This window comes from Subtercola endophyticus (assembly GCF_021044565.1).
GTDB lineage: Bacteria > Actinomycetota > Actinomycetes > Actinomycetales > Microbacteriaceae > Subtercola > Subtercola endophyticus.
This window is the reverse complement of record NZ_CP087997.1, coordinates 2,594,673-2,618,027: the sequence shown is the minus strand read 5'-3', so window position 1 is coordinate 2,618,027 and position 23,355 is coordinate 2,594,673. Positions and strand designations below refer to the sequence as shown.

The 23,355-nt window shown below is 65.5% G+C and carries 22 protein-coding genes; 12 read left to right on the top strand and 10 right to left on the bottom strand.

Annotation, left to right across the window (positions count from 1 at the left end):
- The first annotated feature begins 16 nt into the window (after window positions 1-16).
- Window positions 17-1,132: an FUSC family protein gene (locus tag LQ955_RS12155; protein ID WP_231024798.1), complete on the top strand. Its 1,116-nt coding sequence runs from the start codon at window positions 17-19 to the stop codon at window positions 1,130-1,132.
- Between the two features lie 16 nt (window positions 1,133-1,148).
- Here LQ955_RS12155 and LQ955_RS12150 read toward each other — a convergent pair whose 3' ends face one another.
- Window positions 1,149-1,958, bottom strand: a complete 810-nt coding sequence (locus LQ955_RS12150) for a cytochrome c oxidase assembly protein (protein ID WP_255713786.1) — start codon at window positions 1,956-1,958, stop codon at window positions 1,149-1,151.
- A 471-nt stretch (window positions 1,959-2,429) separates the two neighbouring features.
- On the opposite strand from LQ955_RS12150, the gene LQ955_RS12145 reads away from it, so the two are divergent.
- Window positions 2,430-3,422 carry an IS481 family transposase gene (locus LQ955_RS12145; protein WP_231024797.1) on the top strand — a complete coding sequence of 331 codons (993 nt, stop codon included), beginning with the start codon at window positions 2,430-2,432 and terminating at the stop codon, window positions 3,420-3,422.
- Here LQ955_RS12145 and trpS read toward each other — a convergent pair.
- The 8 genes from trpS to LQ955_RS12105 all read right to left on the bottom strand — a co-directional run bounded on the left by trpS (window position 3,419) and on the right by LQ955_RS12105 (window position 11,456).
- The gene (gene trpS / locus LQ955_RS12140; RefSeq protein WP_231024796.1) at window positions 3,419-4,441 is read right to left on the bottom strand and encodes a tryptophan--tRNA ligase; all 1,023 of its coding nucleotides are present in this window, start codon (window positions 4,439-4,441) and stop codon (window positions 3,419-3,421) included. The two genes, LQ955_RS12145 and trpS, sit on opposite strands and share 4 nt — an antisense overlap.
- Before the next feature lie 58 nt (window positions 4,442-4,499).
- Window positions 4,500-5,354, bottom strand: a complete 855-nt coding sequence (locus LQ955_RS12135) for an exodeoxyribonuclease III (protein ID WP_231024795.1) — start codon at window positions 5,352-5,354, stop codon at window positions 4,500-4,502.
- Window positions 5,355-5,408: 54 nt separating this feature from the next.
- Window positions 5,409-6,608, bottom strand: coding sequence for a YihY/virulence factor BrkB family protein (locus LQ955_RS12130; protein WP_231024794.1), 1,200 nt, complete (start codon window positions 6,606-6,608; stop codon window positions 5,409-5,411).
- Window positions 6,609-6,697: 89 nt separating this feature from the next.
- Complete coding sequence (locus LQ955_RS12125; RefSeq protein WP_231024793.1) at window positions 6,698-7,456, bottom strand: succinate dehydrogenase iron-sulfur subunit; 759 nt, start codon at window positions 7,454-7,456, stop codon at window positions 6,698-6,700.
- Complete coding sequence (gene sdhA / locus LQ955_RS12120) at window positions 7,456-9,255, bottom strand: succinate dehydrogenase flavoprotein subunit (RefSeq protein WP_231024792.1); 1,800 nt, start codon at window positions 9,253-9,255, stop codon at window positions 7,456-7,458. The genes LQ955_RS12125 and sdhA overlap by 1 nt, the downstream gene beginning before the upstream one ends.
- Before the next feature lie 48 nt (window positions 9,256-9,303).
- Window positions 9,304-9,753 (bottom strand): succinate dehydrogenase hydrophobic membrane anchor subunit, encoded by a 450-nt coding sequence (locus LQ955_RS12115; RefSeq protein WP_231024791.1) that lies wholly within the window; start codon window positions 9,751-9,753, stop codon window positions 9,304-9,306.
- Window positions 9,753-10,178, bottom strand: a complete 426-nt coding sequence (gene sdhC / locus LQ955_RS12110; protein WP_255713578.1) for a succinate dehydrogenase, cytochrome b556 subunit — start codon at window positions 10,176-10,178, stop codon at window positions 9,753-9,755. The genes LQ955_RS12115 and sdhC overlap by 1 nt, the downstream gene beginning before the upstream one ends.
- Before the next feature lie 129 nt (window positions 10,179-10,307).
- A complete protein-coding gene (locus tag LQ955_RS12105; RefSeq protein WP_231024790.1) occupies window positions 10,308-11,456 on the bottom strand; it encodes a glycosyltransferase family 4 protein in 1,149 nt (382 codons plus the stop codon).
- An 86-nt stretch (window positions 11,457-11,542) separates the two neighbouring features.
- Here LQ955_RS12105 and LQ955_RS12100 point away from each other — a divergent pair, with 86 nt between their 5' ends.
- The 7 genes from LQ955_RS12100 to LQ955_RS12070 all read left to right on the top strand — a co-directional run bounded on the left by LQ955_RS12100 (window position 11,543) and on the right by LQ955_RS12070 (window position 20,065).
- Complete coding sequence (locus LQ955_RS12100) at window positions 11,543-12,661, top strand: mannose-1-phosphate guanylyltransferase (RefSeq protein ID WP_231024789.1); 1,119 nt, start codon at window positions 11,543-11,545, stop codon at window positions 12,659-12,661.
- A 219-nt stretch (window positions 12,662-12,880) separates the two neighbouring features.
- Entirely contained in the window at window positions 12,881-13,990 is a 1,110-nt protein-coding gene (locus tag LQ955_RS12095; protein ID WP_231024788.1) for a BMP family lipoprotein, read from the top strand.
- An 86-nt stretch (window positions 13,991-14,076) separates the two neighbouring features.
- Complete coding sequence (locus tag LQ955_RS12090; RefSeq protein ID WP_231024787.1) at window positions 14,077-15,618, top strand: ABC transporter ATP-binding protein; 1,542 nt, start codon at window positions 14,077-14,079, stop codon at window positions 15,616-15,618.
- Window positions 15,615-16,928: an ABC transporter permease gene (locus LQ955_RS12085; protein WP_231024786.1), complete on the top strand. Its 1,314-nt coding sequence runs from the start codon at window positions 15,615-15,617 to the stop codon at window positions 16,926-16,928. The genes LQ955_RS12090 and LQ955_RS12085 overlap by 4 nt, the downstream gene beginning before the upstream one ends.
- Window positions 16,925-18,292, top strand: coding sequence for an ABC transporter permease (locus LQ955_RS12080; RefSeq protein WP_231024785.1), 1,368 nt, complete (start codon window positions 16,925-16,927; stop codon window positions 18,290-18,292). The genes LQ955_RS12085 and LQ955_RS12080 overlap by 4 nt, the downstream gene beginning before the upstream one ends.
- Before the next feature lie 11 nt (window positions 18,293-18,303).
- Window positions 18,304-18,720, top strand: coding sequence for a cytidine deaminase (locus LQ955_RS12075; RefSeq protein WP_231024784.1), 417 nt, complete (start codon window positions 18,304-18,306; stop codon window positions 18,718-18,720).
- 52 nt (window positions 18,721-18,772) lie between these two features.
- The gene (locus tag LQ955_RS12070) at window positions 18,773-20,065 is read left to right on the top strand and encodes a thymidine phosphorylase (protein ID WP_231024783.1); all 1,293 of its coding nucleotides are present in this window, start codon (window positions 18,773-18,775) and stop codon (window positions 20,063-20,065) included.
- Between the two features lie 166 nt (window positions 20,066-20,231).
- Here the strand turns inward: LQ955_RS12070 and uriH are convergent, their stop codons facing one another.
- Complete coding sequence (gene uriH, locus LQ955_RS12065; protein ID WP_231024782.1) at window positions 20,232-21,179, bottom strand: uridine-preferring nucleoside hydrolase UriH; 948 nt, start codon at window positions 21,177-21,179, stop codon at window positions 20,232-20,234.
- 92 nt (window positions 21,180-21,271) lie between these two features.
- Here uriH and LQ955_RS12060 point away from each other — a divergent pair, with 92 nt between their 5' ends.
- From LQ955_RS12060 to LQ955_RS12050, 3 genes are read left to right on the top strand one after another with little or no spacing between them, the layout of a single operon-like run.
- Window positions 21,272-22,408: an adenosine deaminase gene (locus LQ955_RS12060; RefSeq protein WP_231024781.1), complete on the top strand. Its 1,137-nt coding sequence runs from the start codon at window positions 21,272-21,274 to the stop codon at window positions 22,406-22,408.
- A 46-nt stretch (window positions 22,409-22,454) separates the two neighbouring features.
- Entirely contained in the window at window positions 22,455-22,913 is a 459-nt protein-coding gene (locus LQ955_RS12055) for a PTS sugar transporter subunit IIA (RefSeq protein ID WP_231024780.1), read from the top strand.
- Entirely contained in the window at window positions 22,910-23,182 is a 273-nt protein-coding gene (locus LQ955_RS12050) for a PTS sugar transporter subunit IIB (protein ID WP_231024779.1), read from the top strand. The genes LQ955_RS12055 and LQ955_RS12050 overlap by 4 nt, the downstream gene beginning before the upstream one ends.
- Window positions 23,183-23,355: the final 173 nt, after the last annotated feature.

The window sequence follows — 23,355 nt, the reverse complement described above, 5'->3', positions numbered from 1 at the left end:
CTCCTAGTGTTGTTGTGTGAACGCCACCAACTGGGTCAAGGGGCGACGGATGAACGTGGCCGCCCTGTCTCCTGACCGATACGCAAAGCTCATCCTCTCTTCGTCGCGCATTCCGTTTCTGCAGGTCGTGAAGACGGGTGTCGCGGCCATTCTCGCCTGGGGTGCCGGAGTGCTTCTGCTGCAGGGCGCGACCCCGCTGTTCGCCGTGATCGCGGCGATTCTCGTCGTGCAGCCGAGTCTCAATCAGTCGGTAGGCAAGGCGCTCGAGCGCTGCATCGGCGTGATCATCGGTGTCGTTCTCGCCTACATCGTGGGTGTGACCGTCGGTCAGTCGTCGTGGGCGATTCTGTTGGCCGTCGTGCTGTCGCTGTTTCTGGGCTGGGCGCTGAGGCTCGGCGTGACCTCATCGGTGCAGATTCCGATCAGCGCCATGCTGGTGCTGATTCTCGGATCGACCACGCCTGGCTACGCCTTCGACCGCATCATCGAGACGGTCATCGGCGCACTCATCGGTGTTGCTGTGAACCTGCTGATTGTTCCCCCTGTGGCCCTTCAGCCGGTGCACGAAGGGGTCGCAGCACTCGGAAACGAGGTCGCGAACATCCTCGAGACCATGGCGCGCGTGCTCAGCACGCCGTCGACCGCCGCCGATCGCACCGGCATGCTGGTCGAGGCGAGGCTGCTCACTCCGATGCGCGCGAAGGCTGCGGCGGCGCTCGCCGCGGGCGAGGAGAGCCTGAGATACAACCCCCGCCGCTCGGTGCACCGTGAACTGCTGGAGCGCGACGGGCAGCTGCTGGCCATGCTCACGATTCTCGTCACTCGGGTGGCGGGCATGGCGCGCGGCGTGGTCGACCACTACGACGACGATCTGCTGGCCGAGCCGATTGTGGGCGAGATCGTGTCGGAGCTGACGCGCGCCGCTCATGACCTGCGACTGGTCATCCTGAACGCCGACCTGCCCGGCACTGAACCCGATCCGGTGACGGATGAACTGCCGGCCCTGACCGCGCCGCTGAGCATCGCGGTTCCCCGCTCGGAGCATTGGGTGCTGCTGGGCTTTCTGCTCGAAGATCTGCGCCGCATCCACGAGGAGCTCGTGACGGCCACCGACGAGGTGCGCGCGGTCTGAGCCGAGCGGCCGCAGCTCAGTCGGAGCGGTTGCCGAACGATTTCAGGTGGGCTTGGGTGAGGGCATCCATTTCTTCGTCGCTGAGCTCGTCGATCTGCTTCGCCTCATTGCGGTCGTGCTTCGACCAGCGGATGAACAGCAGAATCAGAATCGGAATGTCGGCGATCTCGGCGATGAACCACAGCAGGTCGCCCGACAGCTGCTGGTCGCGCAGCGGCGACGGAAACCAGCCCGGAACGGCGGTCGTGATCGGCCCCGCATGGTCGAGAATGGCGTCGTTCAACCGCAACAGGATGCCCGGAATCGCGTCGATCACGAGCTCGACGAACGCGAGCATGAACTCGGCAGCGATGAACAGACTGGTGCGCGCCACGACGAGCTCGGTCAGCGGCAGCACCATCATGAGCCCGACGACGGGAATCACGAGGCCGATCGCGTCTTGCGCCACCGGTGACGCGCGCAGCGTGCCGGCGACGGGCGTCAAGAAGATCGAGAACGCGACGAGCGCGAACACCGGCCCGAAGACGGCGTTGCCCATGATGCCGACGAGCTTCGAGTCGAGAAAGCGGTTCAGCGCACGCAGCGGGCGCCCGGTGAGCGCGGCGCGCGCCAGCTCGACAGGCTTGCCGGTCGCGAGCAGCGCGGGCACAGCGAAGAGCAGCAGCGCGATGCGCGTGGTGAACGCGAAGCGCAGCTCTTGGCTGTAGGCACCGAGAAACCCGAACTCGATGAACGCATACGAACCCAGGCCGAGCACGTAGAAGCCCAGAGTGGGCTTCAGCCGCCAGTGTTCTCCGCGCCGGTGCAGCGCCAGGATGCCCGCCAGGTACGCGAGCGCTGCGAGTGCGATCGCGACCAGCCCGACCGCGTTGGGCTGCCACGTCGTGAGAAACGTGAGAATGTCAGGCGTAGCGGCTCCTCGGGGCGGTGTGGCGCAGGGCTGTTCGGCGAGGTGCGCTGGTTGCGGCTCTCGTCCCTTCCATTATGCGCGCGCCTCCGCGCACCCTCGTTCGCGCGTCGATTTTGGTCGCAATGCGGGAATCATAGCGACCAGAATCGACGCGCGAGGCGGGGGTGTGGAGCGCGCGAGCGCCCGGCCGCGGCGGCGGGGCCGGGCGGGAGGGGGATCACCCCGCGCGGGGGTCGCGCACGCGGTTGGGGCCGGACTAGGTGTACTGCTCAGGGAGGTTGGTTGATTCGGTGTGACGACTCGCTGTAGTTGTTGGAATGGGGTGAGGGCCCCCGGGGCGAAAGTGGAGTTGCTCAGTCAACCACTTACCGACCTGAAAGGGCCCTCGTGTCTCACGCTAACGCAGCTCTCACCCCACGTCACCGTCTCCGCATCGCGCGCCTGATAATCGATGACGGCTGGCCCGTCGCTCATGCCGCGGCGCAATTCAATGTTTCCTGGCCTACGGCGAAGCGTTGGGCCGACAGATACGCGGCGATGGGCGCAGCGGGTGTCGTGGATCGTTCTTCTCGCCCGCACTACAGCCCAACCAGGACCCGGCAGCAGCTCGTGCGGAAAATTGGGCATCTGCGGTGGAAGCAGCGCCTGGGCCCGGTCGCGATCGGCGCGAAGCTCGGGATGCCAGCATCAACAGTGCACGCCGTTCTCGTGCGGTGTCGGCTGAACCGGCTCGGCTACATCGATAAACACACCGGTGAGGTCGTCCGCCGCTACGAACATGACACTCCGGGCTCGTTGATCCACGTCGATGTCACGAAGTTCGGCAACATTCCTGACGGGGGCGGGCACCGATACGTTGGCCGGCAGCAAGGTCGCCGGAACCGGGCCGCTACCGTCGGGATTGTCAGAGATGCTCGTTATGAACCCCGGCCGGGGAAAGAGTTCGTGCACACCGTGATCGATGACCACTCCCGGGTCGCGTACGCCGAGATCCACGCCGATGAAACCGCCGCCACCGCCGCGGCCGTGCTGCAGCGGGCGGTGTCCTGGTTCGCCGCCCGCGGCGTCACTGTGCAACGAGTGCTCTCCGACAACGGGTCAGCGTACAAGTCGCATCTCTGGCGCGATACCTGCGCGGAACTCGGGATCACACCGAAAAAGACCCGGCCGTACCGGCCCCAAACGAACGGGAAGATCGAACGATTCCACCGCACCCTCGCCGACGGGTGGGCCTACAAACGGTTCTACCCCACCGAAACCGCGCGCCGAAACGCCCTCCCCGCATGGCTCCATGAATACAATCACCACAGACCCCACACCGCCATCGGAAGCCACCCACCCATCAGCCGGTTAACCAACCTCCCTGAGCAGTACAACTAGAGCAGGTGGATGCGGCGTCGGGGCAGGAAGCCGACGCGGTCGTAGACCGTGGCGAGAGTGCCCTCGGCGACCTCGTTGGCCCGGTCGGCCGCCGATCCGAGGATGCGGTCGAGCTCGGCGGGGTCGGCCAGTAACTCGAGCGTGCGAGTGCGGATGGGTGCGATCGTGTCGACGACCACCTCGGCCAGCGCCTTCTTGAAGTCGCCGTAGCCGCGGCCGGCGTACTCCGCCTCGAGGGTCTCAATCGCCACCCCCGAGAGCACCGAGAAGATGGTCAGCAGGTTCGAGACGCCCGGCTTCGCGGTCGGGTCGTAGACGATGCCGCCGTCGGCGTCGGTGACCGCACGCATGATCTTCTTCTGCGTGACTGCCGGGTCGTCGAGCATCCAAATGACCCCGGCGTGCGACTCGGCCGACTTCGACATCTTCGAGCCCGGGTTCTGCAGGTCGAAGAGCTTCGCGGTGGATTTCAGGATGTACGGCTCAGGTATGACGAATGTGTCGCCGAAGCGGCTGTTGAACCGGGTGGCCAGGTCGCGAGTCAGCTCGACGTGCTGGCGCTGGTCTTCACCGACCGGAACCTCTTCGGCCTGGTACAGCAGAATGTCGCCGGCCTGCAGAATCGGGTAGGTGAACAGGCCGACGGATGCCGCGTCGGAGCCCTGCTTCGAGGCCTTGTCTTTGAACTGGGTCATGCGGCTGGCCTCACCGAACCCCGTGATGGAGTTGAGTACCCAGGCCAGCTGGGCGTGCGCCGGCACCTGCGACTGCACGAACAGCGTCGATTCGGCCGGGTCGATGCCGGCGGCGATGTACTGGGCGACCGTACGGCGCGTGTTGTCGCGCAGCGCGGCCGGGTCTTGCGGAACGGTGATGGCGTGCAGGTCGGCCAAGAAGAAGAAGGCGTCGTGGGTGGCCTGCAGCTCTTTCCAGCTGAGCAGGGCGCCCACGTAGTTTCCGAGGTGCAGCGACTCCGCTGACGGCTGCATGCCCGACAGCAGGCGAGGTTTGGTTGTCATGAGGGTTTGATCCTAAAGAACGAGTGAGAAAAGGAGCAGGGAGGCGAGCAAAAAAGCTCTATATGGCGTAATCCACCACGACGGGCGTGTGATCCGACCATCGCTCGTCGTGCGCGGCCGCCCGGTCGACCGAGTAGGCCGTCACGCGCGAAGCCAGCGCCGGCGTGGCCATCTGGTAGTCGATGCGCCAGCCGGTGTCGTTGTCGAACGCCTGGCCGCGCCACGACCACCAGGTGTACGGCCCGTCGACCTCACCGGCCTGCTGCCGCCCGATGTCGACCCAGCCGAGCCCGGGGCCCTTGGATCCGTCGACGCCTTCGACGGTCGAGCCGGCCGCACCGAAGAACCGGTCGAAGTACGCCCGCTCGCGGGGCAGGAACCCGGCGCGCTTCACGTTGCCCTTCCAGTTTCTGATGTCGAGCGTCTTGTGCCCCACGTTGAGGTCGCCGACCACCACAGCCAGTTCGCTGTGCTCGGCGATCTCGGGAAGGCGCTGAGTCATGCCGTCGAGAAACTTGTACTTCTCGACCTGCTTCGGCGTGCCGTCTTCACCTGAGTGCACGTAGGCGCTCACCACGGTGACGATCTTTCCGTTCACCTCGTAGTCGGCCTCGAGCCAGCGCCCGGCGCTGTCGAACTCCTCGTCGCCGATGGTGACGCGGTGGATGTTCGCCCTGTCGCGCGACGCGATCGCCACCCCTGCGCGCCCCTTCGCAGTGGCGGCGTCGTGCAGGATGTTCCACTCGGGCCCCAGCAGCTCTTCGAGGTCTTCGGTGGACGCCCGTACCTCCTGCAGCGCGAGAATGTCGACACCCCGACCATCCAGCCACCCCGCCATGCCCTTACGGAACGCGGCGCGAACGCCATTCACGTTGACAGATGCGACACGGAGATTCTTGGAGCCGGAAACCATACCCGCAACTGTACCGGCCCCCGCCGACACTGTTCTCGCGAGCCCCCGCTCGTGTTATTTCGGGGGAGGGGTGGCCGAGGAGGGGTCGATGACAGGGACGGCTGGCTCGCGGGCGAGTTCGCGGTCGAGCCGACGCAGAGCGCGGCGCAGATTGCTGCGGCGAAGGCCGTGCGCCCGCTCGAGTTCGGAGGTGACCTGAGTGCGCTGCGCGGCGAGGGCCGTGCGATGTGCCTCGGCTTCGGCTTGCAGAGCTTCGCGCTCGGCTTGCTCAGGAGTGAGGTTGCGCGGGTCGACGTGGGCGTCTTGCATGCTCACCTCGATCCACGAGGCGAAGATCAGCAGCACCTGACAGATCAGGTTGAACCAGATGAGAATACCGATGATCACGGCGAAGGAGGCCAGCAACGGGTTCGAGGTCGCGCCGCCGAGCAGCGACGACCCGAGCACCTTCAAGACGCCCATCACGACGGCACCGAGGGCGGCCCCGGGCGCGAGCTGCCGGAACGGGATCGGTACGCCCGACAGGATTCGGTAGACGCCCGCGAGCACGATCGTGTCGAAGACGTAGACCACCAGCAGGCCGACGACGCGGGCGATGACCTGCCCGGCGACCGAGGACTGATCCCAGCCGAACAGGCCGAACACGAAGCCGAGCGCCGAACTCGACGCGATAGACAGTGCGGCGGAGATGAGCAGAAGAATGGCGAACGCGATGGCGAGGCCGAAGTCCTTCAGTTTCAGCAACACAAAATTCGTCTTCGGCCCGGGCAGGTTGAAAATGAGCCTGATCGCACTGCGGGTCGAGCCGAGAAAGCCGACGGCCGTGAAGATCAGACCCGCAATGGCGATCACCCCGGTCCAGCCGAGGGCGGGAGTGGCGTTGGTGAGGGAATCCGGATGGATCGCGCCGTCGGGGCCGATGAGCCCCGGCACGCTCGTGTTGATCTGCTCGAAGATCGCCGCCTGCAGTTGCGGGTTGTTCGCCAGCGCGAGCCCGAAGATCGAGAACGCCGCAGCGAGGGCCGCGAAGATGGCGAACACGGCCTGATAGCTCATGCCCGAGGCGAGAAGCGGGCCGCCGTTGTTACCGTAATTCTGAAACACCCGCACGGGCTTGGAGTGCAGCACCCAGTCGATCAGGCCCTTGATGCCGGTGGGTCTCGGCAGGCCCGAGCCTTTCGCCTCGTCGGTGGCGACCTCGACGGCATCCGACGGTTTCGGGTCTTTGGCACTCCTGGTCTGCGTTGTGCTCACAGAGTCAGCCTAAAGCGCACGGCACGCCGACGCACTGAAGGGCCGCACGGCTTGCGCGCGGCCCTTCAGGTGTGCAAACGAGCGAGCGCTTAGCGCTTGCCGAACATGATCGCCTGCTTGACCTCGGCGATGGCCTGGGTGACCTGGATGCCACGGGGGCACGCCTCAGAGCAGTTGAAGGTGGTGCGGCAGCGCCACACGCCCTCTTTGTCGTTCAGAATGTCGAGACGCACCGACGAAGCCTCGTCGCGCGAGTCGAAGATGAAGCGGTGCGCGTTCACGATGGCGGCCGGGCCGAAGTACTGCCCGTCGGTCCAGAACACGGGGCACGACGAGGTGCACGCGGCGCACAGGATGCACTTGGTGGTGTCGTCGAAACGAGCACGGTCGCTGGCCGACTGGATGCGCTCTTTCTCGGGTTTGCCCGAAGCGATCAAGAAGGGCTGCACCTCGCGGTACGAGTCGAAGAACGGCTCCATGTCGACAACGAGGTCTTTCTCCAGCGGCAGGCCCTTGATGGCCTCCACGTAGATGGGCTTCGTGATGTCGAGGTCTTTCATGAGCGTCTTGCAGGCGAGCCGGTTGCGTCCGTTGATGCGCATGGCGTCGGAGCCGCAGACCCCGTGCGCGCAACTGCGGCGGAAGGTCAGCGAACCGTCTTGTTCCCACTTGATCTTGTGCAGAGCATCCAGCACCCGGTCGGTGGGGTAGAGCTCGACGTCGAAGTCTTGCCAGCGCGGCTCTTCGTCGACCTCGGGGTTGAAGCGGCGCACCATCATGGTGACGGTGAAGGTCGGGATGGGCGCGTCGGCAGCGGCCGGCGGAGAGTCCAGGGTTGCGGTACTCATCAGTACTTCCTCTCCATGGGCTGGTAGCGGGTGACCACTACCGGCTTCGTGTCTAGCTTGATGTGGTCGCCGGCGTCGGCGGAGTGCGCGTCACCCGAGAGGTACGCCATGGTGTGCACCATGTAGTTCTCGTCGTCGCGCTTGGGGAAGTCTTCGCGAAAATGCCCGCCGCGGCTCTCTTTGCGGTACATCGCCGAGTACACCAGCACCTCGGCGAGGTCGAGCAGAAAGCCGAGTTCGATGGCCTCGAGCAGGTCGGTATTGAACCGCTTGCCCTTGTCTTGCACCATGACGTTCTTGTACCGCTCGCGCAGGTCTGCGATCACCTTGGTGACCTCGATGAGCGACTTCTCGGTGCGGTAGACCTGAGCGTTCGTGTCCATCGACTGCTGCAGCTCTTTACGCATGGTCGACATGCGCTCGGTGCCGTTGGAGTTGCGCAGCATCTCGACGAGGTCGCGAATGGGCTTGGTCGGGTCATCCGGCAGCGGAATGAACTCGGCGGTCGCCGCGAACTCGACCGCGTTGTTGCCGGCGCGCTTACCGAAGACGTTGATGTCGAGTAGCGAGTTTGTGCCGAGGCGGTTCGATCCGTGCACCGAGACGCAGGCGCACTCGCCGGCGGCGTAGAGCCCGGGAACGACGGTCGTGTTGTCTGAGAGCACCTCGGCGGCGACGTTGGTGGGAATGCCGCCCATCGCGTAGTGCGCGGTCGGCAGAATCGGCACCGGCTCGGTGTACGGCTCGACGCCGAGGTAGGTGCGGGCGAACTCCGTGATGTCGGGCAGCTTCGCGTCGATGACGGCGGGCGAGAGGTGGGTGATGTCGAGGTAGACGTAGTCTTTGTTCGGCCCGGCGCCGCGGCCTTCGCGCACCTCGGTGGCGATACAGCGGGCCACGATGTCTCGGGGCGCGAGGTCTTTGATGGTGGGCGCATAACGCTCCATGAAGCGCTCGCCCTCGCTGTTGCGCAGAATGGCGCCCTCGCCGCGAGCCGCCTCAGACAACAGGATGCCCAGGCCTGCCAGTCCCGTCGGGTGGAACTGGAAGAACTCCATGTCTTCAAGCGGCAGGCCCTTGCGCCAGATGATTCCGACGCCGTCTCCGGTCAGGGTGTGCGCGTTCGAGGTGGTCTTGAAGATCTTGCCGAAACCACCCGTGGCGAAGATGACCGCTTTGCCCTGGAACACGTGCAGGTTGCCCGTGGCGAGCTCGTAGGCCACGACGCCCGAGGGGCGCTTCTGCCCGTCGACCTCGACCATGATCAGGTCGAGCACGTAGTACTCGTTGAAGAAGTTGATGCCGTGCTTCACGCAGTTCTGGTACAGGGTCTGCAGAATCATGTGGCCGGTGCGGTCTGCCGCGTAACAGGCCCGGCGAACCGGAGCCTTGCCGTGGTCGCGGGTGTGGCCGCCGAAGCGACGCTGGTCGATCTTGCCCTCAGGCGTGCGGTTGAACGGCAGGCCCATGTTCTCGAGGTCGTAGACCGCGTCGATGGCTTCTTTCGCCAGAATCTCGGCGGCGTCTTGATCGACCAGGTAGTCACCGCCCTTGACGGTGTCGAAGGTGTGCCACTCCCAGTTGTCTTCTTCGACGTTGGCGAGGGCGGCGGCCATGCCGCCCTGGGCCGCACCGGTGTGCGAACGCGTGGGGTAGAGCTTCGAGATGACGGCGGTACGCGCCTTGGGCCCGGCCTCGATGGCCGCGCGCATGCCGGCGCCGCCGGCACCGACGATCACGACGTCGTGCTGGTGGTAGGTCACGCCATCGACGACGGTGCCGTCTGCATAGTCAGTCACTGAATCTGGTTCCTTGCGATTGAAACGAAAGTGCTAGGTGCGGTGCGGCTAGGGCACGGGGCAGAAGGCCAGAGCCTGGTCTGCCGGGATGAGCGTGCTGCACGGGTCGAAGGTGAAGACGACCAGGGTGCCCAGCACGATGAGAACGACGGCCGCGACGGCGATGCCGCCGAGCAGCACGCGGCGCACGGTGCGGTTGCCGGCGTAGTCGTTCACGATGGTGCGCATGCCGTTCGAGCCGTGGATCATGGCCAGCCACAGCATGATGACATCCCACCACTGCCAGAACGGCGTGGCGTACTTGCCGGCGACGAAGGCGAAGTCGATCTCTTTGATGCCCTCGCCGAGCACCAGGTTCACGAACAGGTGGCCGAAGATCAGGATGAGCAGCAGCACACCCGAGAGCCGCATGTAGAGCCAGCCCCACTTCTCCCAGTTGACCCGGCCCTTGCTGGAACGTACCCGCGGCGTGCGGGGTGCCTCGATGATCGTCGACATCACTGCCCCTCGGTGAAGACGTTGTGCAGGTGGATGGGGGCGAAGCCCGCCGTGCCGATCACCCAGAGGGCGATCACGATCCAGAACATGACGCGCTGGTACTTGGCGCCCTTGCTCCAGAAGTCGATGAGAATGATACGGATGCCGTTGAAGGCGTGGAACATGATCGCAATGACCAGTGCCGTCTCGCCGAGACCCATGATCGGGTTCTTGTACGTGCTCATCACCGCGTCGTACGCCTGCGGGCTGACCCGGATCATCGCCGTGTCGAGAACATGCACGAGCAAGAAGAAGTAGATGGAAACGCCGGTGATACGGTGCAGAACCCACGACCACATGCCCGTGTTACCGCGGTACAGCGTTCCGGCCGGCCGTTTCGACGAGCTTCGGGCGGTGGTGAGTGTCGATGACGCCTGGTCGGTCACGAGCAACCCCCTTTGGTTAAGGACGGTTCGCTAACCTGGCGCGAGCGCGCCGCACCCGGTGCGAAATCTTCTTCAGCATAATGTTCGCATCGTGAAATGTCTTGTAAGGCATGCCTTACTAGCGGCGAACTAAAGTCGGGCCCGATGCTGCCGTCTCGCCTCCAGTGTAGGCACGTTGCGAACCGTCTCGTAGTGGTTGACGAGCTGTTCGCAGACACTCTGCCAGGTGCGGCCCAGAACGGCCCGCCGGCCCGCTTCGCCCATCCGGCGGCGCAGGGTCGGGCTCGACGCGAGATCGCCGACGAGGTCGCGCATCTCGTCGGCGTCTTCCGGGTCGAACAAGAACCCCGTCTCGCCGTCGGCGACGAGGTCGATCGGGCCGCCGGCGCGAGGGGCGATCACGGGCAGCCCGCTGGCGTGCGCCTCCTGAATGGTCTGCCCGAACGTCTCTTCTGTTCCGGTGTGCACGAACATGTCGAAGCTGGCGTAGGCCGCCGAGAGCTCTTCGCCGCCCAGCCGGCCGAGAAAGGTGACCGGCATGCCGCGGGTCAGCGTCTTCACCTGACCGAGCGAGGGCCCGTCGCCCACGAGGGCGAGATGGATGCCCGGCACCCCTCGAAGCGAGGCGAATCGCTCGAGCTGCTTCTCCGGTGCGATTCGCCCGACGTACCCCACCACAACCTCTCCGTTCGCGCTGAGGCGGCGCCGGAGCGCATCCGTCGCCGGCAGAGTGCGGTGGTTCGGGTGAAAAGCGGTGAGGTCGACCCCGCGCGCCCAATGGCGCAGATTCGGTACGCCGAGCTTCTGCAGATCATCCATCGACGCCGTGGAGGGAACGAGCGTCAGCGTTGCGCCCTCGTGCACCCATTTCACGAAGCGCCAGGCGAGCTTGGTCGCCGGCCCGAGGTGATTGCGGCGGGCGTAGCCGGCGACATCGGTCTGAAAGACGGCGACAGAGGGAACCCCGAGTCGATTCGCCGAGGCGATGCCCTGGGCGCCGAGCATAAAGGGGGAGGCCGCGTGCAGCACGTCGGGGCCGAAATCGGCCAGCAGCCGCATCACGTGCGGGTCGGGCAGGCCGACAGGAAACTGCCGGTACGAGATGGCCGCCACCTCGTGCACCGCGAAACCGCGGTAGTGCGACGGAGCGTGCGCCGCGGGGCAGATGACGATGGCCTCGTGGCCGTTCGCCTGCAGGTGGTCGAGCACCTTGACGACGCTATTGGTTACTCCATTGACGGTGGGCAGAAAGCTTTCGGTGACGATCGCGACCCTCATGGCTTCAGGCTAGAAATGCGGCGTGAACAGAGGGTGTCGTGCCTACGTCGAGGGTCAGAACAGCGGGCGCATATAAGGTAGGTCGCATGCCTACCAGCGATCTTCTCGACCGTTATTACAGCGTCATTCCGGCAGGGGGGATCGGCTCTCGCTTGTGGCCGCTCTCGCGAGCCGACGCGCCGAAGTTTCTGCACGACCTGAGCGGATCGGGCCAGAGCCTGCTGCGCGACACCTGGGATCGGCTCGCGCCGCTCGCCGGCGAGCAGCGCATCATGGTCGTCACCGGCCGCGCGCACCGCGCCGCCGTCGAGAAGCAGCTTCCCGCGCTGGCCGACGAGAACATCGTGCTCGAGAGCGAGCCGCGCGAGTCGACAGCCGCCATCGGCCTCGCGGCGGCGATTCTCGAACGACGCCAGCCCGGCGTCATCATCGGCTCGTTCGCAGCAGACCACGTGATCGGCGATCCGGCGCACTTTCGCCGCACCGTGAAGCAGGCCATGATCACCGCCGACGCCGGCTACATCACGACCATCGGCATCATGCCCACCGAGCCGGCCATCGGGTTCGGCTACATTCACGCCGTCAAGCCGCTCGGCGTCGAGGGTGCCCCCGAAGCGATGTTCGTCGATAGCTTCGTGGAGAAACCCGACCTCGAGACCGCCGAGAAGTACGTCGAAACCGGCGGCTACATGTGGAACGCCGGCATGTTCATCTCGCGCGCCGACGTGCTGCTCGAGCAGATCGGTCGCTCGCGGCCCGAGTTGCTGGCGGGTCTGCTCGAACTCGCCGAGGCGTGGGACACTCCGCGGCGCGGCGCCGTGGTCGACCAGGTCTGGCCGGGCCTGGAGAAGATCGCGATCGACTACACCGTTGCCGAACCGAGTGCCCTCGAGGGCAAGCTCGCGGTGGTGCCCGGAACGTTCAGCTGGGACGACGTGGGCGACTTCGCCTCGATCGCCAAGCTGCATTCGGGCGGCCGCAAGTCAGAGCTGGCCATCCTCGGCAAGAACGCGCGCATCCTCTCGGATTCGTCGAGCGGCGTGGTGGTCTCGAACAGCGACCGCGTCATCAGCCTCATCGGCGTCGAAGACATCGTGGTGGTCGACACGCCGGATGCTCTGCTCGTGACCACGAGCGCGCACGCCCAACGGGTCAAGGCCGTCGTCGACGCCCTGCGGCTGTCGGGCTCCGGAGACGTGCTGTAGGCGAAGTGCCGTGGGCGAGGTGCGGTAGGCCAAGCAAAATCGGCGTTCCGCGCCGGATTCTTGCGTAGACATTTCAGTCTGATTTCGCACGCATCCCGTCTTTGTAACGCTTCTGCCGCAAACTCTTCTGGAATACTCAGCTGGCTCGTAACTTTAGGTAACGTGTAACTCCACAGCACCTTCCCCACCCCTGGGCAGGGCAGCATTTTGGAGGACATCTTGAGCATCACCAAACGTCGCGTCGCCTTTGGCGGCCTGGCTTCGCTCGCCAGCGTGGCGCTTCTCGCCGCTTGCTCGGCAGCCCCTGCCGCCACGACTGCAACCCCCACGGCCTCGGCCGTCGCGGGCTTCAAGCCCTGCATGGTCTCCGACCTGGGCGGGTTCGACGACAAGTCGTTCAACCAGCTGGGCTACGAAGGTCTGCAAGACGCTTCGGCCGCCCTCGGCGTCAAGCCGATCACCGTGCAGTCGAACGCCGAAACCGACTACGCGCCGAACATCGACAGCCTGGTCTCACAGAACTGCACACTGATCATCACGGTCGGCTTCGCACTCTCGGCCGCCACGGTGACGGCCGCGCTGGCCAACCCGACCGTCGACTTCGCGATCATCGACGACGCGGCCGACAACGACTTCGACGGCAAGACCGACGCGCCGAACATCAAGCCGATTCTGTTCAACACGGCTCAGGCCGCGTTCCTCGCCGGTTACGCGTCGGCCGACTACTCGACGGCCGGCAAGGTCGCGACCTACGGCGGCATGAACTTCCCGACCGTCACCATCTTCATGGACGGCTTCGCGCAGGGTGTCGACTACTTCAACAAGCAGAAGGGCAAGTCGGTCGCGGTTCTCGGCTACGACGAGGCCAACCCTGACGCAGCAACGTTCACCGGTGGCTTCGAAGCCAACGACACGGCGAAGACCACGGCCCAGAACTTCATCGACCAGGGTGCAGACGTTCTGCTGCCCGTCGGTGGTCCGATCTTCCAGAGCGCGGGCGCCGCGATCAAGGACTCGGGCAAGAATGTGGCTCTGCTGGGCGCCGACGCCGACGTGTACGACACGTTCCCGACCTACGACAGCCTCTACTTGACCTCGGTCGAGAAGGGCATCAAGCAGGCCACCGCAGCCGTCGTTCAGAACGCCGGAACCGCGACCACGTTCGACACCACCACCTACATCGGTGACCTGTCGAACGACGGTGTCGGAATCGCTCCGTTCCACGACTTCGCCAGCAAGGTGCCTTCCACCCTGCAGGGCGAGCTCGACACGATCAAGGCCGGCATCATCTCGGGCTCCATCCCGGTGAAGTCGTACCTGTCGAAGTAACACCTCTTCGCAACACGAAACCGGGGGGCCAGAACATCTGGCTCCCCGGCCTCGTTAAAGCACACCCCTCTGAGTAGATTGACACTATGAAGCTCGAACTACGAGGCATCACCAAGCGTTTCGGGTCGCTCATCGCGAACGACCACATCGACCTTGTTGTGAAGCCGGGTGAGATCCACGCCCTCCTCGGTGAGAACGGCGCAGGCAAATCCACCCTGATGAACGTTCTCTACGGCCTCTACCAGGCCGACGACGGCGAAATTCTCCTCGATGACGAGGTGCAGCATTTCGCCGGCCCCGGTGATGCCATGAACGCCGGCATCGGCATGGTGCATCAGCACTTCATGCTCATTCCGGTCTTCACGGTGGCCGAGAACGTGATGCTCGGCCACGAGCAGACGAAAGGGCTCGGTCGGCTCGACCTCGCCGCGGCTCGCGCACGGGTGCGCGAGATCGGCTCGCAGTTCGGGTTCGACGTCGACCCCGATGCGCTCGTCGAAGATCTGCCTGTCGGCGTTCAGCAGCGTGTCGAGATCATCAAGGCGCTCTCCCGCGACGCGAAAGTGCTCGTCTTCGACGAGCCGACCGCCGTGCTGACTCCGCAAGAGACCGATGAGCTGATGGTCATCATGGGCCAGTTGCGTGATGCCGGAACCTCCATCGTGTTCATCACGCACAAGCTGCGCGAAGTGCGCGAGATCGCAGACCGCATCACGATCATCCGTCTCGGCAAGGTCGTCGGTGAGGCCGAACCGACCGCGACGAATGCCGAGCTGGCATCGTTGATGGTCGGCCGCTCGGTCGAGCTGACCGTGCACAAAGAGCATTCCGAACCCGGTGAGGCAGCGCTGATCGTGAAAGACCTGTCGGTGGTGGATGCCGTCGGCCAACTCGTGGTGAATTCGGTCAGTTTCGAGGTGCACCACGGCGAGATTCTCGCCATCGCCGGCGTTCAGGGCAACGGCCAGACCGAGCTCTCGGAGGCCATCATCGGTCTGCAAGACGATGTGCGCGGCACGATCATCCTCGACGGCAAGTCGCTCGTCGGGCTCAGCGTGTCGAAGGTGCTCGACGCGGGGGTCGGGTTCGTACCCGAAGACCGCAACGTCGACGGGCTCGTCGGGGAGTTCACCATCGCCGAGAACCTGATGCTCGATCGCAGCGACTCTGCACCGTTCGTCAAACGCGGCACTCTGCAGCTCAGCTACCTGAACACGTTCGCCGAAGAGAAGGCGAAGGAGTTCGATGTGCGTTCGCAGGGCATCCAGACCCCCGTCGGCCGCCTCTCGGGCGGAAATCAGCAGAAGGTCGTGCTAGCGCGTGAGCTCAGCCGAGACCTGCGGCTGTTTCTGGCGGCGCAGCCGACCAGAGGCATCGACGTCGGGTCGATCGAGTTCGTGCACAAGCGCATCGTCGAGACGCGCGATGCGGGTGTTCCCGTCATCGTGGTGTCGACCGAGCTCGACGAGGTGACCGCGCTGGCCGACCGCATCGCGGTGATGTACCGCGGAAGCATCGTGGGCATCGTTCCGGGCAACACGTCGCGCGACGTGCTCGGCCTGATGATGACCGGCGAGGTTCCGGCCGAGATCACCACGACCGATTCGATCGAAGGAGCGCTGCTGTGAGCGACGCCGCATCCACCGCACCGGCACCGTCGCCGGGCGCGCCCTCGGGCTCTACTGGCGCGGGTGCGGTCGCGCCGCCGCCCAAATCGAACCAGATCTTGCGCGACATCATGGGTGGCAGCGTCGTCATCTCGATTCTCGCCGTGGTGCTGGCGCTGGTCGTCGGCGGTGTTCTGATCGCTCTCACCGACGAAAACGTGCAGACGGCTTCGGGGTACTTCTTCTCACGGCCCGGTGACACGATCAATGCCATCTGGGTGTCGGTGTCGGGCGCGTACGGCGCCCTCTTTCAAGGCGCCGTGTTCAACTTCGGCGGCAACACCTTTGTGAAGCAGATCAAGCCGATCACCGACACGCTGACCTTCGCCACCCCGCTCATCGTCGCCGGTCTCGGCGTCGGGTTGGCTTTCCGGGCGGGCATGTTCAACATCGGCGGCCAGGGGCAGATGCTCATCGCCGCGGCGTGCTCGGGCTGGGTCGCATTCTCGTTCAACCTGCCCTACGGCATCCACCTTGTACTCGCGGTGCTCGCCGGCATCGTGGGAGGTGCGGTGTGGGGCGGAATCGTGGGCGTGCTGAAGGCCAGAACGGGCGCGCACGAGGTCATCGTGACCATCATGCTCAACTACATCGCGTTCTATCTGATCTCGTTTCTGCTGCGAACGCCGGGAGCGCTGCAGGCGCCCGGCTCGACGAATCCGAAATCGCCTGCTGACCTGCCGAGCGCGATCTACCCCGACCTGTTGGGCGGCGATTTCAACCTGCACGCCGGGCTGCTCGTCTCCATCGCCGCGACCGTCTTCGTCTGGTGGCTGTTGTCGCGGTCGAGTCTCGGCTTCAAGTTTCGCGCCGTGGGAGTCAATCCGAATGCGGCACGGGTCGCCGGCATCAACGTCAAGCGCAGCTACATCTATGTGATGCTGCTCTCCGGTGGACTGGTGGGGCTGGCCGGTGTGGCGCAGGTGCTGGGCACCGTGACATCCGGTTTCAGTTCGGGAATCGACGCGGGCATCGGATTCGACGCCATTACCGTGGCACTGCTCGGGCGCTCGAAGCCATGGGGCATCTTCGTGGCGGGCATTCTGTTCGGCGCGTTCAAGGCCGGCGGGTTCGCCATGCAGGCGGGCCAGGGCATTCCTGTGGACATCGTGCTCGTGGTTCAGTCGCTCATCGTGCTGTTCATTGCGGCGCCTCCGCTGGTGCGTGCGGTGTTCCGGCTGCCGACGCCGGGTATTGCGAAGAAGCCGAAGCAGCCTCGGCCGCCGAAAGCGAAACAGTCCACGCCTGCAGAGGCGGTGGCAGCGAAATGAGCGACTCGATGAACTCCTCGGGAATCGACACCGGTGTGCCCGATGTGACGCGAACTCTCGACTCGTCGGGCCCGGGCACCGCTACTCAGCACGAGCATCCCGACAGCTCGAGCGGACTCGCGACCACCGTCGTGAAGAGCTGGAAGGCCCCGATCGGGTTCGCCGTCTTCACGCTGATCGCGCTCGTGCTGTTCGTGATTCTCGGCCGTGACGGCGACTCCACGTTCAGTCTGTCGGCCGACAGCGACCTCATTCAGCTACCGGACATCACGGTAGCGGCGCGTCTGACGGGCATCGTCGTCACCGTGTTGATGGCCGTGATCACGGTGGTCGCCTTTCTGCGGGTTCGGGCAGACCGGCGGGTGCCGCTCTGGTTGACGGCGCTGCTCGGAGTGCTCTTCTTGTTCGCGTTTCTCACCTGGGTCGATGCGGGTGCGTCACTGCCCGTTCAGGTACCGGGGCTGCTGGTCGGAACGGTCTCGCTCTCGGTTCCGCTGATCTTCGGCGCGATGGGCGGGGTGATCTCCGAGCGGGTCGGTGTGGTCAACGTGGCGATCGAAGGTCAGCTGCTCGGCGGCGCTTTCGTGGCGGCGGTGGTCGCGTCGATCACGCAGCAGCCGCTGCTCGGCCTGGTGGCCGCGGCGATCGCCGGCGCTGCGGTGTCGTTCGTGCTGGCGGCGTTCGCCATCAAGTACCTCGTCGACCAGGTGATCGTGGGCGTCGTGCTGAACGTTCTCGTGATCGGTTTGACGAACTTCTTGTACTCGCAGGTGCTGTCGAAGAATGCAGAGCTGCTCAACTCACCGCCACGGTTCGATCGCATCAACATCCCGATTCTCAGCGAGATTCCCATCATCGGGCCGACGCTGTTCCGGCAGACGATCATCGTGTACCTGATGTACATCGCGGTCGCGGCGGTGTACTTCGCTCTGTTCCACACGAAGTGGGGTCTGCGCGTGCGGGCTGTGGGCGAGCATCCGCAAGCCGCCGACACCGTGGGCATCAACGTCAACTCGACCCGGTTCTGGAACGTGCTGCTCGCCGGTGCGATCACCGGATTCGGCGGGGCGTACTTCACGCTCGGTTCGGTGGGTGCCTTCAACAAGGAGATGACGGCTGGCGCCGGTTATATCGCCCTGGCGGCGGTGATCTTCGGCCAGTGGGATCCGATACGGGCGACCCTTGCGGCGCTGTTGTTCGGGTTCGCGTCGAACCTGCAGAACGCCCTCGGCATCATCGGATCGCCGGTGCCCAGCGAGTTCATGCTGATGCTGCCGTACCTGCTCACCATCTTCGCTGTGGCGGGATTGGTGGGCCGCTCACGGGGACCTGCGGCCTCCGGGCGACCGTATATAAAATCGTGAGTGGAGTTGTGATGCTGGCAAGTGATGTGGACTGGGATTCGCTGCGCGCCGTCGCGCTCGAGGCGATGGGGCACGCGTATGTGCCGTACTCGAAGTTTCCCGTCGGGGTGGCGGCGATCGTCGACGACGGGCGGGTCATCTCGGGATGCAACGTCGAGAACGCCTCCTACGGGCTGACCCTGTGCGCCGAGTGCGCTCTGGTGTCGTCGCTGCACATGACGGGTGGCGGCAGGCTCGTGGCGTTCACGTGCGTCGACGGCCAGGGCGGTGCCCTGATGCCGTGCGGACGCTGCCGGCAGCTGCTGTACGAGCACAGTGTCTCGGGCATGCTGCTCGAGACGGTGTCGGGCATCCGCACCATCGATGAGGTGCTGCCCGACGCGTTCGGGCCGCGCACGCTGGTCGAGTACGCCGAAGCGACCGAGTGAGGCGAACAGACCGCATTCCCTTTTCACGCACCGAAGCAACAGAAAGCACCGCATGAGCACCGAAGCGCACGACATCATCGACCTCATCCGTACCAAGCGCGACAAGGGCACGCTCACCACGTCGCAGATCGAGTGGATGATCGATGCCTACACCCGCGGCTACGTCGAAGATTCGCAGATGGCCGCGATGGCGATGGCCATCGTGCTCAACGGCATGGAGCGCCGCGAGATCCGCGACCTCACGCTGGCGATGATCGCGAGCGGCGAGACGATGAGCTTCGACGGACTCGGCAAGACCACGGTCGACAAGCACTCCACGGGCGGGGTCGGCGACAAGATCACGCTGCCGCTGATGCCGCTCGTCGCCTCGTTCGGTGTCGCGGTGCCGCAGCTCTCGGGCCGCGGGCTGGGTCACACCGGCGGTACGCTCGACAAGCTCGAGAGCATCCCGGGCTGGCGTGCGGAGCTCACGAACGAGGAGATGTTCGCGCAGCTGCGCGATGTGGGCGGCGTGATCTGCGCGGCGGGCAGCGGGTTAGCCCCGGCCGACAAGAAGCTCTACGCGTTGCGCGACATCACCGGTACGGTCGAGGCGATTCCGCTGATCGCGTCGTCGATCATGAGCAAGAAGATCGCCGAGGGCACGCAGGCGCTGGTGCTCGACGTCAAGTTCGGATCGGGTGCGTTCATGCAAGACATCGCCAAGTCGCGCGAGCTGGCGCAGACCATGGTCGACCTGGGCAACGACGCCGGCGTGCGAACGTCAGCGCTGTTGACCGACATGCATCGCCCGCTGGGCCTCGCGATCGGCAACGCGAACGAGGTGCGCGAGTCGGTCGAGGTGCTGGCCGGCGGCGGCCCGGCCGACATCGTCGAGCTCACGCTCGCGCTCGCCCGCGAGATGCTCACCCAGGCGGGGCAGCCGGATGCCGACGTCGAAGGCGCCCTCGCCTCGGGGCGCGCGATGGACACGTGGCGTGCGGTGATCCGCGCGCAGGGCGGCGATCCGGATGCCGCGTTGCCTGTCGCTCGCGAGACGCACACGGTCTACGCCTCATCGTCGGGGGTGCTGCTCGAGCAGCTCGCCCTGCCGTTCGGTATTGCGGCCTGGCGGCTCGGAGCGGGTCGTGCCCGGGCATCCGACCCCGTGCAGCACGCGGCCGGAATCGACCTGCACGCCAAGGCGGGCGACACCGTGGTCGAGGGCCAGCCGCTCTTCACCCTCAGCGCTGACGAACCCGCCCGCTTCGAGCGCGCCCTCGAGGCCCTCGACGGCTCGTACGCCATCGGCCCCGCCGCCGAGTACCGCGCGCGCGGGCCCCTCGTGGCAGAGCGCCTCGCGTAGCTCCCCTCCCTCTCTGCCCCTCCCTTTCCCCTCCCTCTCTCCCCGGCACGCGCTCGACTTTGCGAAAAGGCCCCCAAACTCCTCGTTTTAGGGGCCTTTTCGCAAAGTGGAACGTTTCAACACAGGGTGGGGGAGGGGAGGCGCGCAAGGGAGTCACGCGGGAGAGCTACCCGGGTGGGGTGCCGATGCGGGTGAGGGCGTCCACGATGAGGGCCCAGAACCGCGGATGATCGAGGGCGGTGGCCACCTGCGTGGTGCACCCCGGCGGGGCTGGCGCCCGAAAGTCGGCCACGGTCATGCCGAGCGTGAGTGTTCCGGTGAGCTCGACGTCGAGCGGGGTCTTGCGCACGCTCATGACGCCCGGGTCGATGACGTAGGCGACAGCGCACGGGTCGTGAACGGGCGGATATTCGAAGCCCTGATGCTCCTTATACGTCTCGCCGAAGAACTCCAGCAGTTCGCCCACGAACCTCGCGGGCGGCGTACCAACGGCCTCGATCGCGGCCGCCACGTCGGGCGTCGCCAGGGCCTGATGCGTGAGATCGAGCCCCACCATTGTGAGCGGCCAGCTCTCGTTGAATACGATGTGGGCGGCCTCGGGGTCGATGATGATGTTGAACTCGCTGGTCGCGCTCCAGTTGCCGCCGGCGTACGCGCCGCCCATCAGCACCACTTCGCGCACGCGCTCGGCGATGCGCGGCTCTTTGCGCACGGCCATGGCGATGTTCGTCAGGCCCCCGGTCGGAACGAGGGTGATCTCGCCTGGCTCATGCTGCATCACGAGATCGATGATGAGGTCCACCGCGTGACGGGGGTCGAGCGTGAGGGTCGGCTCAGGCAGCACCGGGCCATCGAGCCCCGAGTCGCCGTGGATGGCCGGGGCGACCTCGATGGCGCGAACGAGAGGTCTCGGGCATCCTGCAGCGAACGGAACACCCGTGATACCCGCCACTCGCGCTACAGAAAGAGCGTTTCGGGTCACCTTCTCGAGCGTTTGGTTTCCGACCACGGTCGTCACCGCGAGCAGCTCGATCTCGGGGCTTCCGTGGGCGAGCAGCAGGGCGATGGCGTCGTCGTGGCCGGGGTCGCAGTCCAGAATGATTTTGCGGGGCATTCAGCTAGCGTATGGCGCGTTCCGATAGATTGTGTGAGGCACCGAACCGGGGCCGCGATGAGGCAGTCGGCCTCGATTTTCTGGAGGAACCGATGTCTGCCGCAGCCGAAGAATACTTCTTGGCCTCCACCGATATCAGCATCAGCGGTCTGCCGAAGATCTCGCTGCACGACCACCTCGACGGTGGGCTGCGCACCGATACCATCATCGAACTCGCCGACACCATCGGCCTCGAGCTGCCCGCGGCAGACGACGCGGCGCTCGCGGACTGGTTCGAGAACAGCGCCGACTCCGGCTCGCTCGTGTCGTATCTCAAGACGTTCGACGTCACCACTGCCGTCATGCAGACCCGCGAGGGTCTGGCCCGGGTCGCCCGCGAATTCGTGCAAGATCTCGCCACCGACGGTGTCATCTACGGCGAAGTGCGCTGGGCACCCGAGCAGCACCTGGCCGGTGGGCTGAGCCTCGACGAAGTGGTCGATGCCGTACAGAACGGCATCGAGCAGGGCATCGACGACGCTAAAGCCGGTAGCTACGGGCCCGCGGGGCAGATCATCCGCGTGGGCCAGCTCGTGACCGCGATGCGGCACGCCGACCGCGGGCTCGAGATCGCCGAGCTGGCCGTGCGGCACCGCGACCGCGGGGTGGTCGGGTTCGACATCGCCGGGGCCGAGCTCGGTTTTCCGGCCGCGAATCATCGCGCGGCGTTCGATTACCTCGCCCAGCACTATTTTCCGGTCACGGTTCACGCGGGCGAGGCCGACGGGCTCGACAGCATCCGTAGCGCCCTCTTCGACGGGCGGGCGCTTCGGCTCGGTCACGGGGTGCGCCTCGCTGAAGACATCACTATTGCGCGGCAAGACGACGAGAACACCTACGTCACGCTCGGCTTGCTGTCGCAATGGGTGAAAGACCGCGGAATCGCGCTCGAACTCTCACCGTCGTCGAACCTGCAGACCGGCGCGATCTCGGCGTGGGGAGACGAGCTGGGCGATCATCCGTTCGACCTGCTCTACCAGCTCGGCTTCAAGGTCACGGTGAACACCGACAACCGGTTGATGAGCAACACGTCGATCAGCCGCGAGCTGGCGCTGCTGGCCGATGCTTTCGACTACGAGCTCTCAGACCTCGAAGTCTTTCAGCAGAATGCGGCGGCGGCCACCTTCTTGCCGCTCGAAGACCGTGAGGAGCTCGCCGAGATCATTTCGGAGGGCTTCGAAGACGCGTAGGTTTCACGCTTAGGTTTCAACAGAGAGACAAGAGACAGGCAGACGGATGCTCGACCTCCCCGACTCGGCGGTGCTGCTGAAGCAGCAGGCGGCCGACTGGCGTGCTTCGGTGCTGTTGGCCGGCGCAGCGCTCGAGGCATCGGGCGCTGTCACGGCGGAGTACGGGCCGCGCATGGTCGGTATGGTCGAAGAGTTCGGCGCATACATCGTCATCGCGCCGGGGCTGGCGCTGGCGCACGCGCGTCCCGGTGACGACGTGCTGCGGGCGGGCATGGCCGTGGTCACGCTCGACGAGCCGGTGCTGTTCGGGCATCCGTACAACGACCCCGTCTCGGTCATACTCGGGCTCGCCGTGCTGACGGCTGACGAGCACGTCACCGGAATTGCCGAGCTCGCGAACGTGTTCAACGAAACGGCCGTGATAGAGCGGCTCGCTAACGCGACCTCGGCCGACGAGGTGCGAGCGGTCTTCGGGCTGTCGGCCCAGGCGGAGAGCGCAGAGTGAAGATCGTCGCAATCTGCGGAGCGGGCGTGGGAACCTCAGCGATTCTCAAGGTCAACGCCGAACGGGCGCTTGCTCGACTCGACATCGACGCCGATGTCACCGCCGCAGACCTTGCGAGCGTTCAGGTCGCCGCGGCCGATGCCCAGGTGATTCTCACGTCACCCGAGTTCGTCGAGGCGATCGGGCGCACCAATGCCGATGTCATCGTGGTACAGAACTACTTCGACGTCGACGAACTGCAGCAGAAGCTCGAGGCGGCGCTCGGCTGACGCGCTGCGCGGCTGAGGTGGTGCTCGGCGGAGGTGGCACGCGGCTGGCGTGGCGCGTTGGCGGCGGATGCTCGGCCGGCGCCGCAAGACATAGGAGAATTCGGACTGGTGCAGCCGTATAGGCCGTGCCCTAGCGAAATCTCCTACGTTCTGGCAGCCACCGCCCCGGCCGC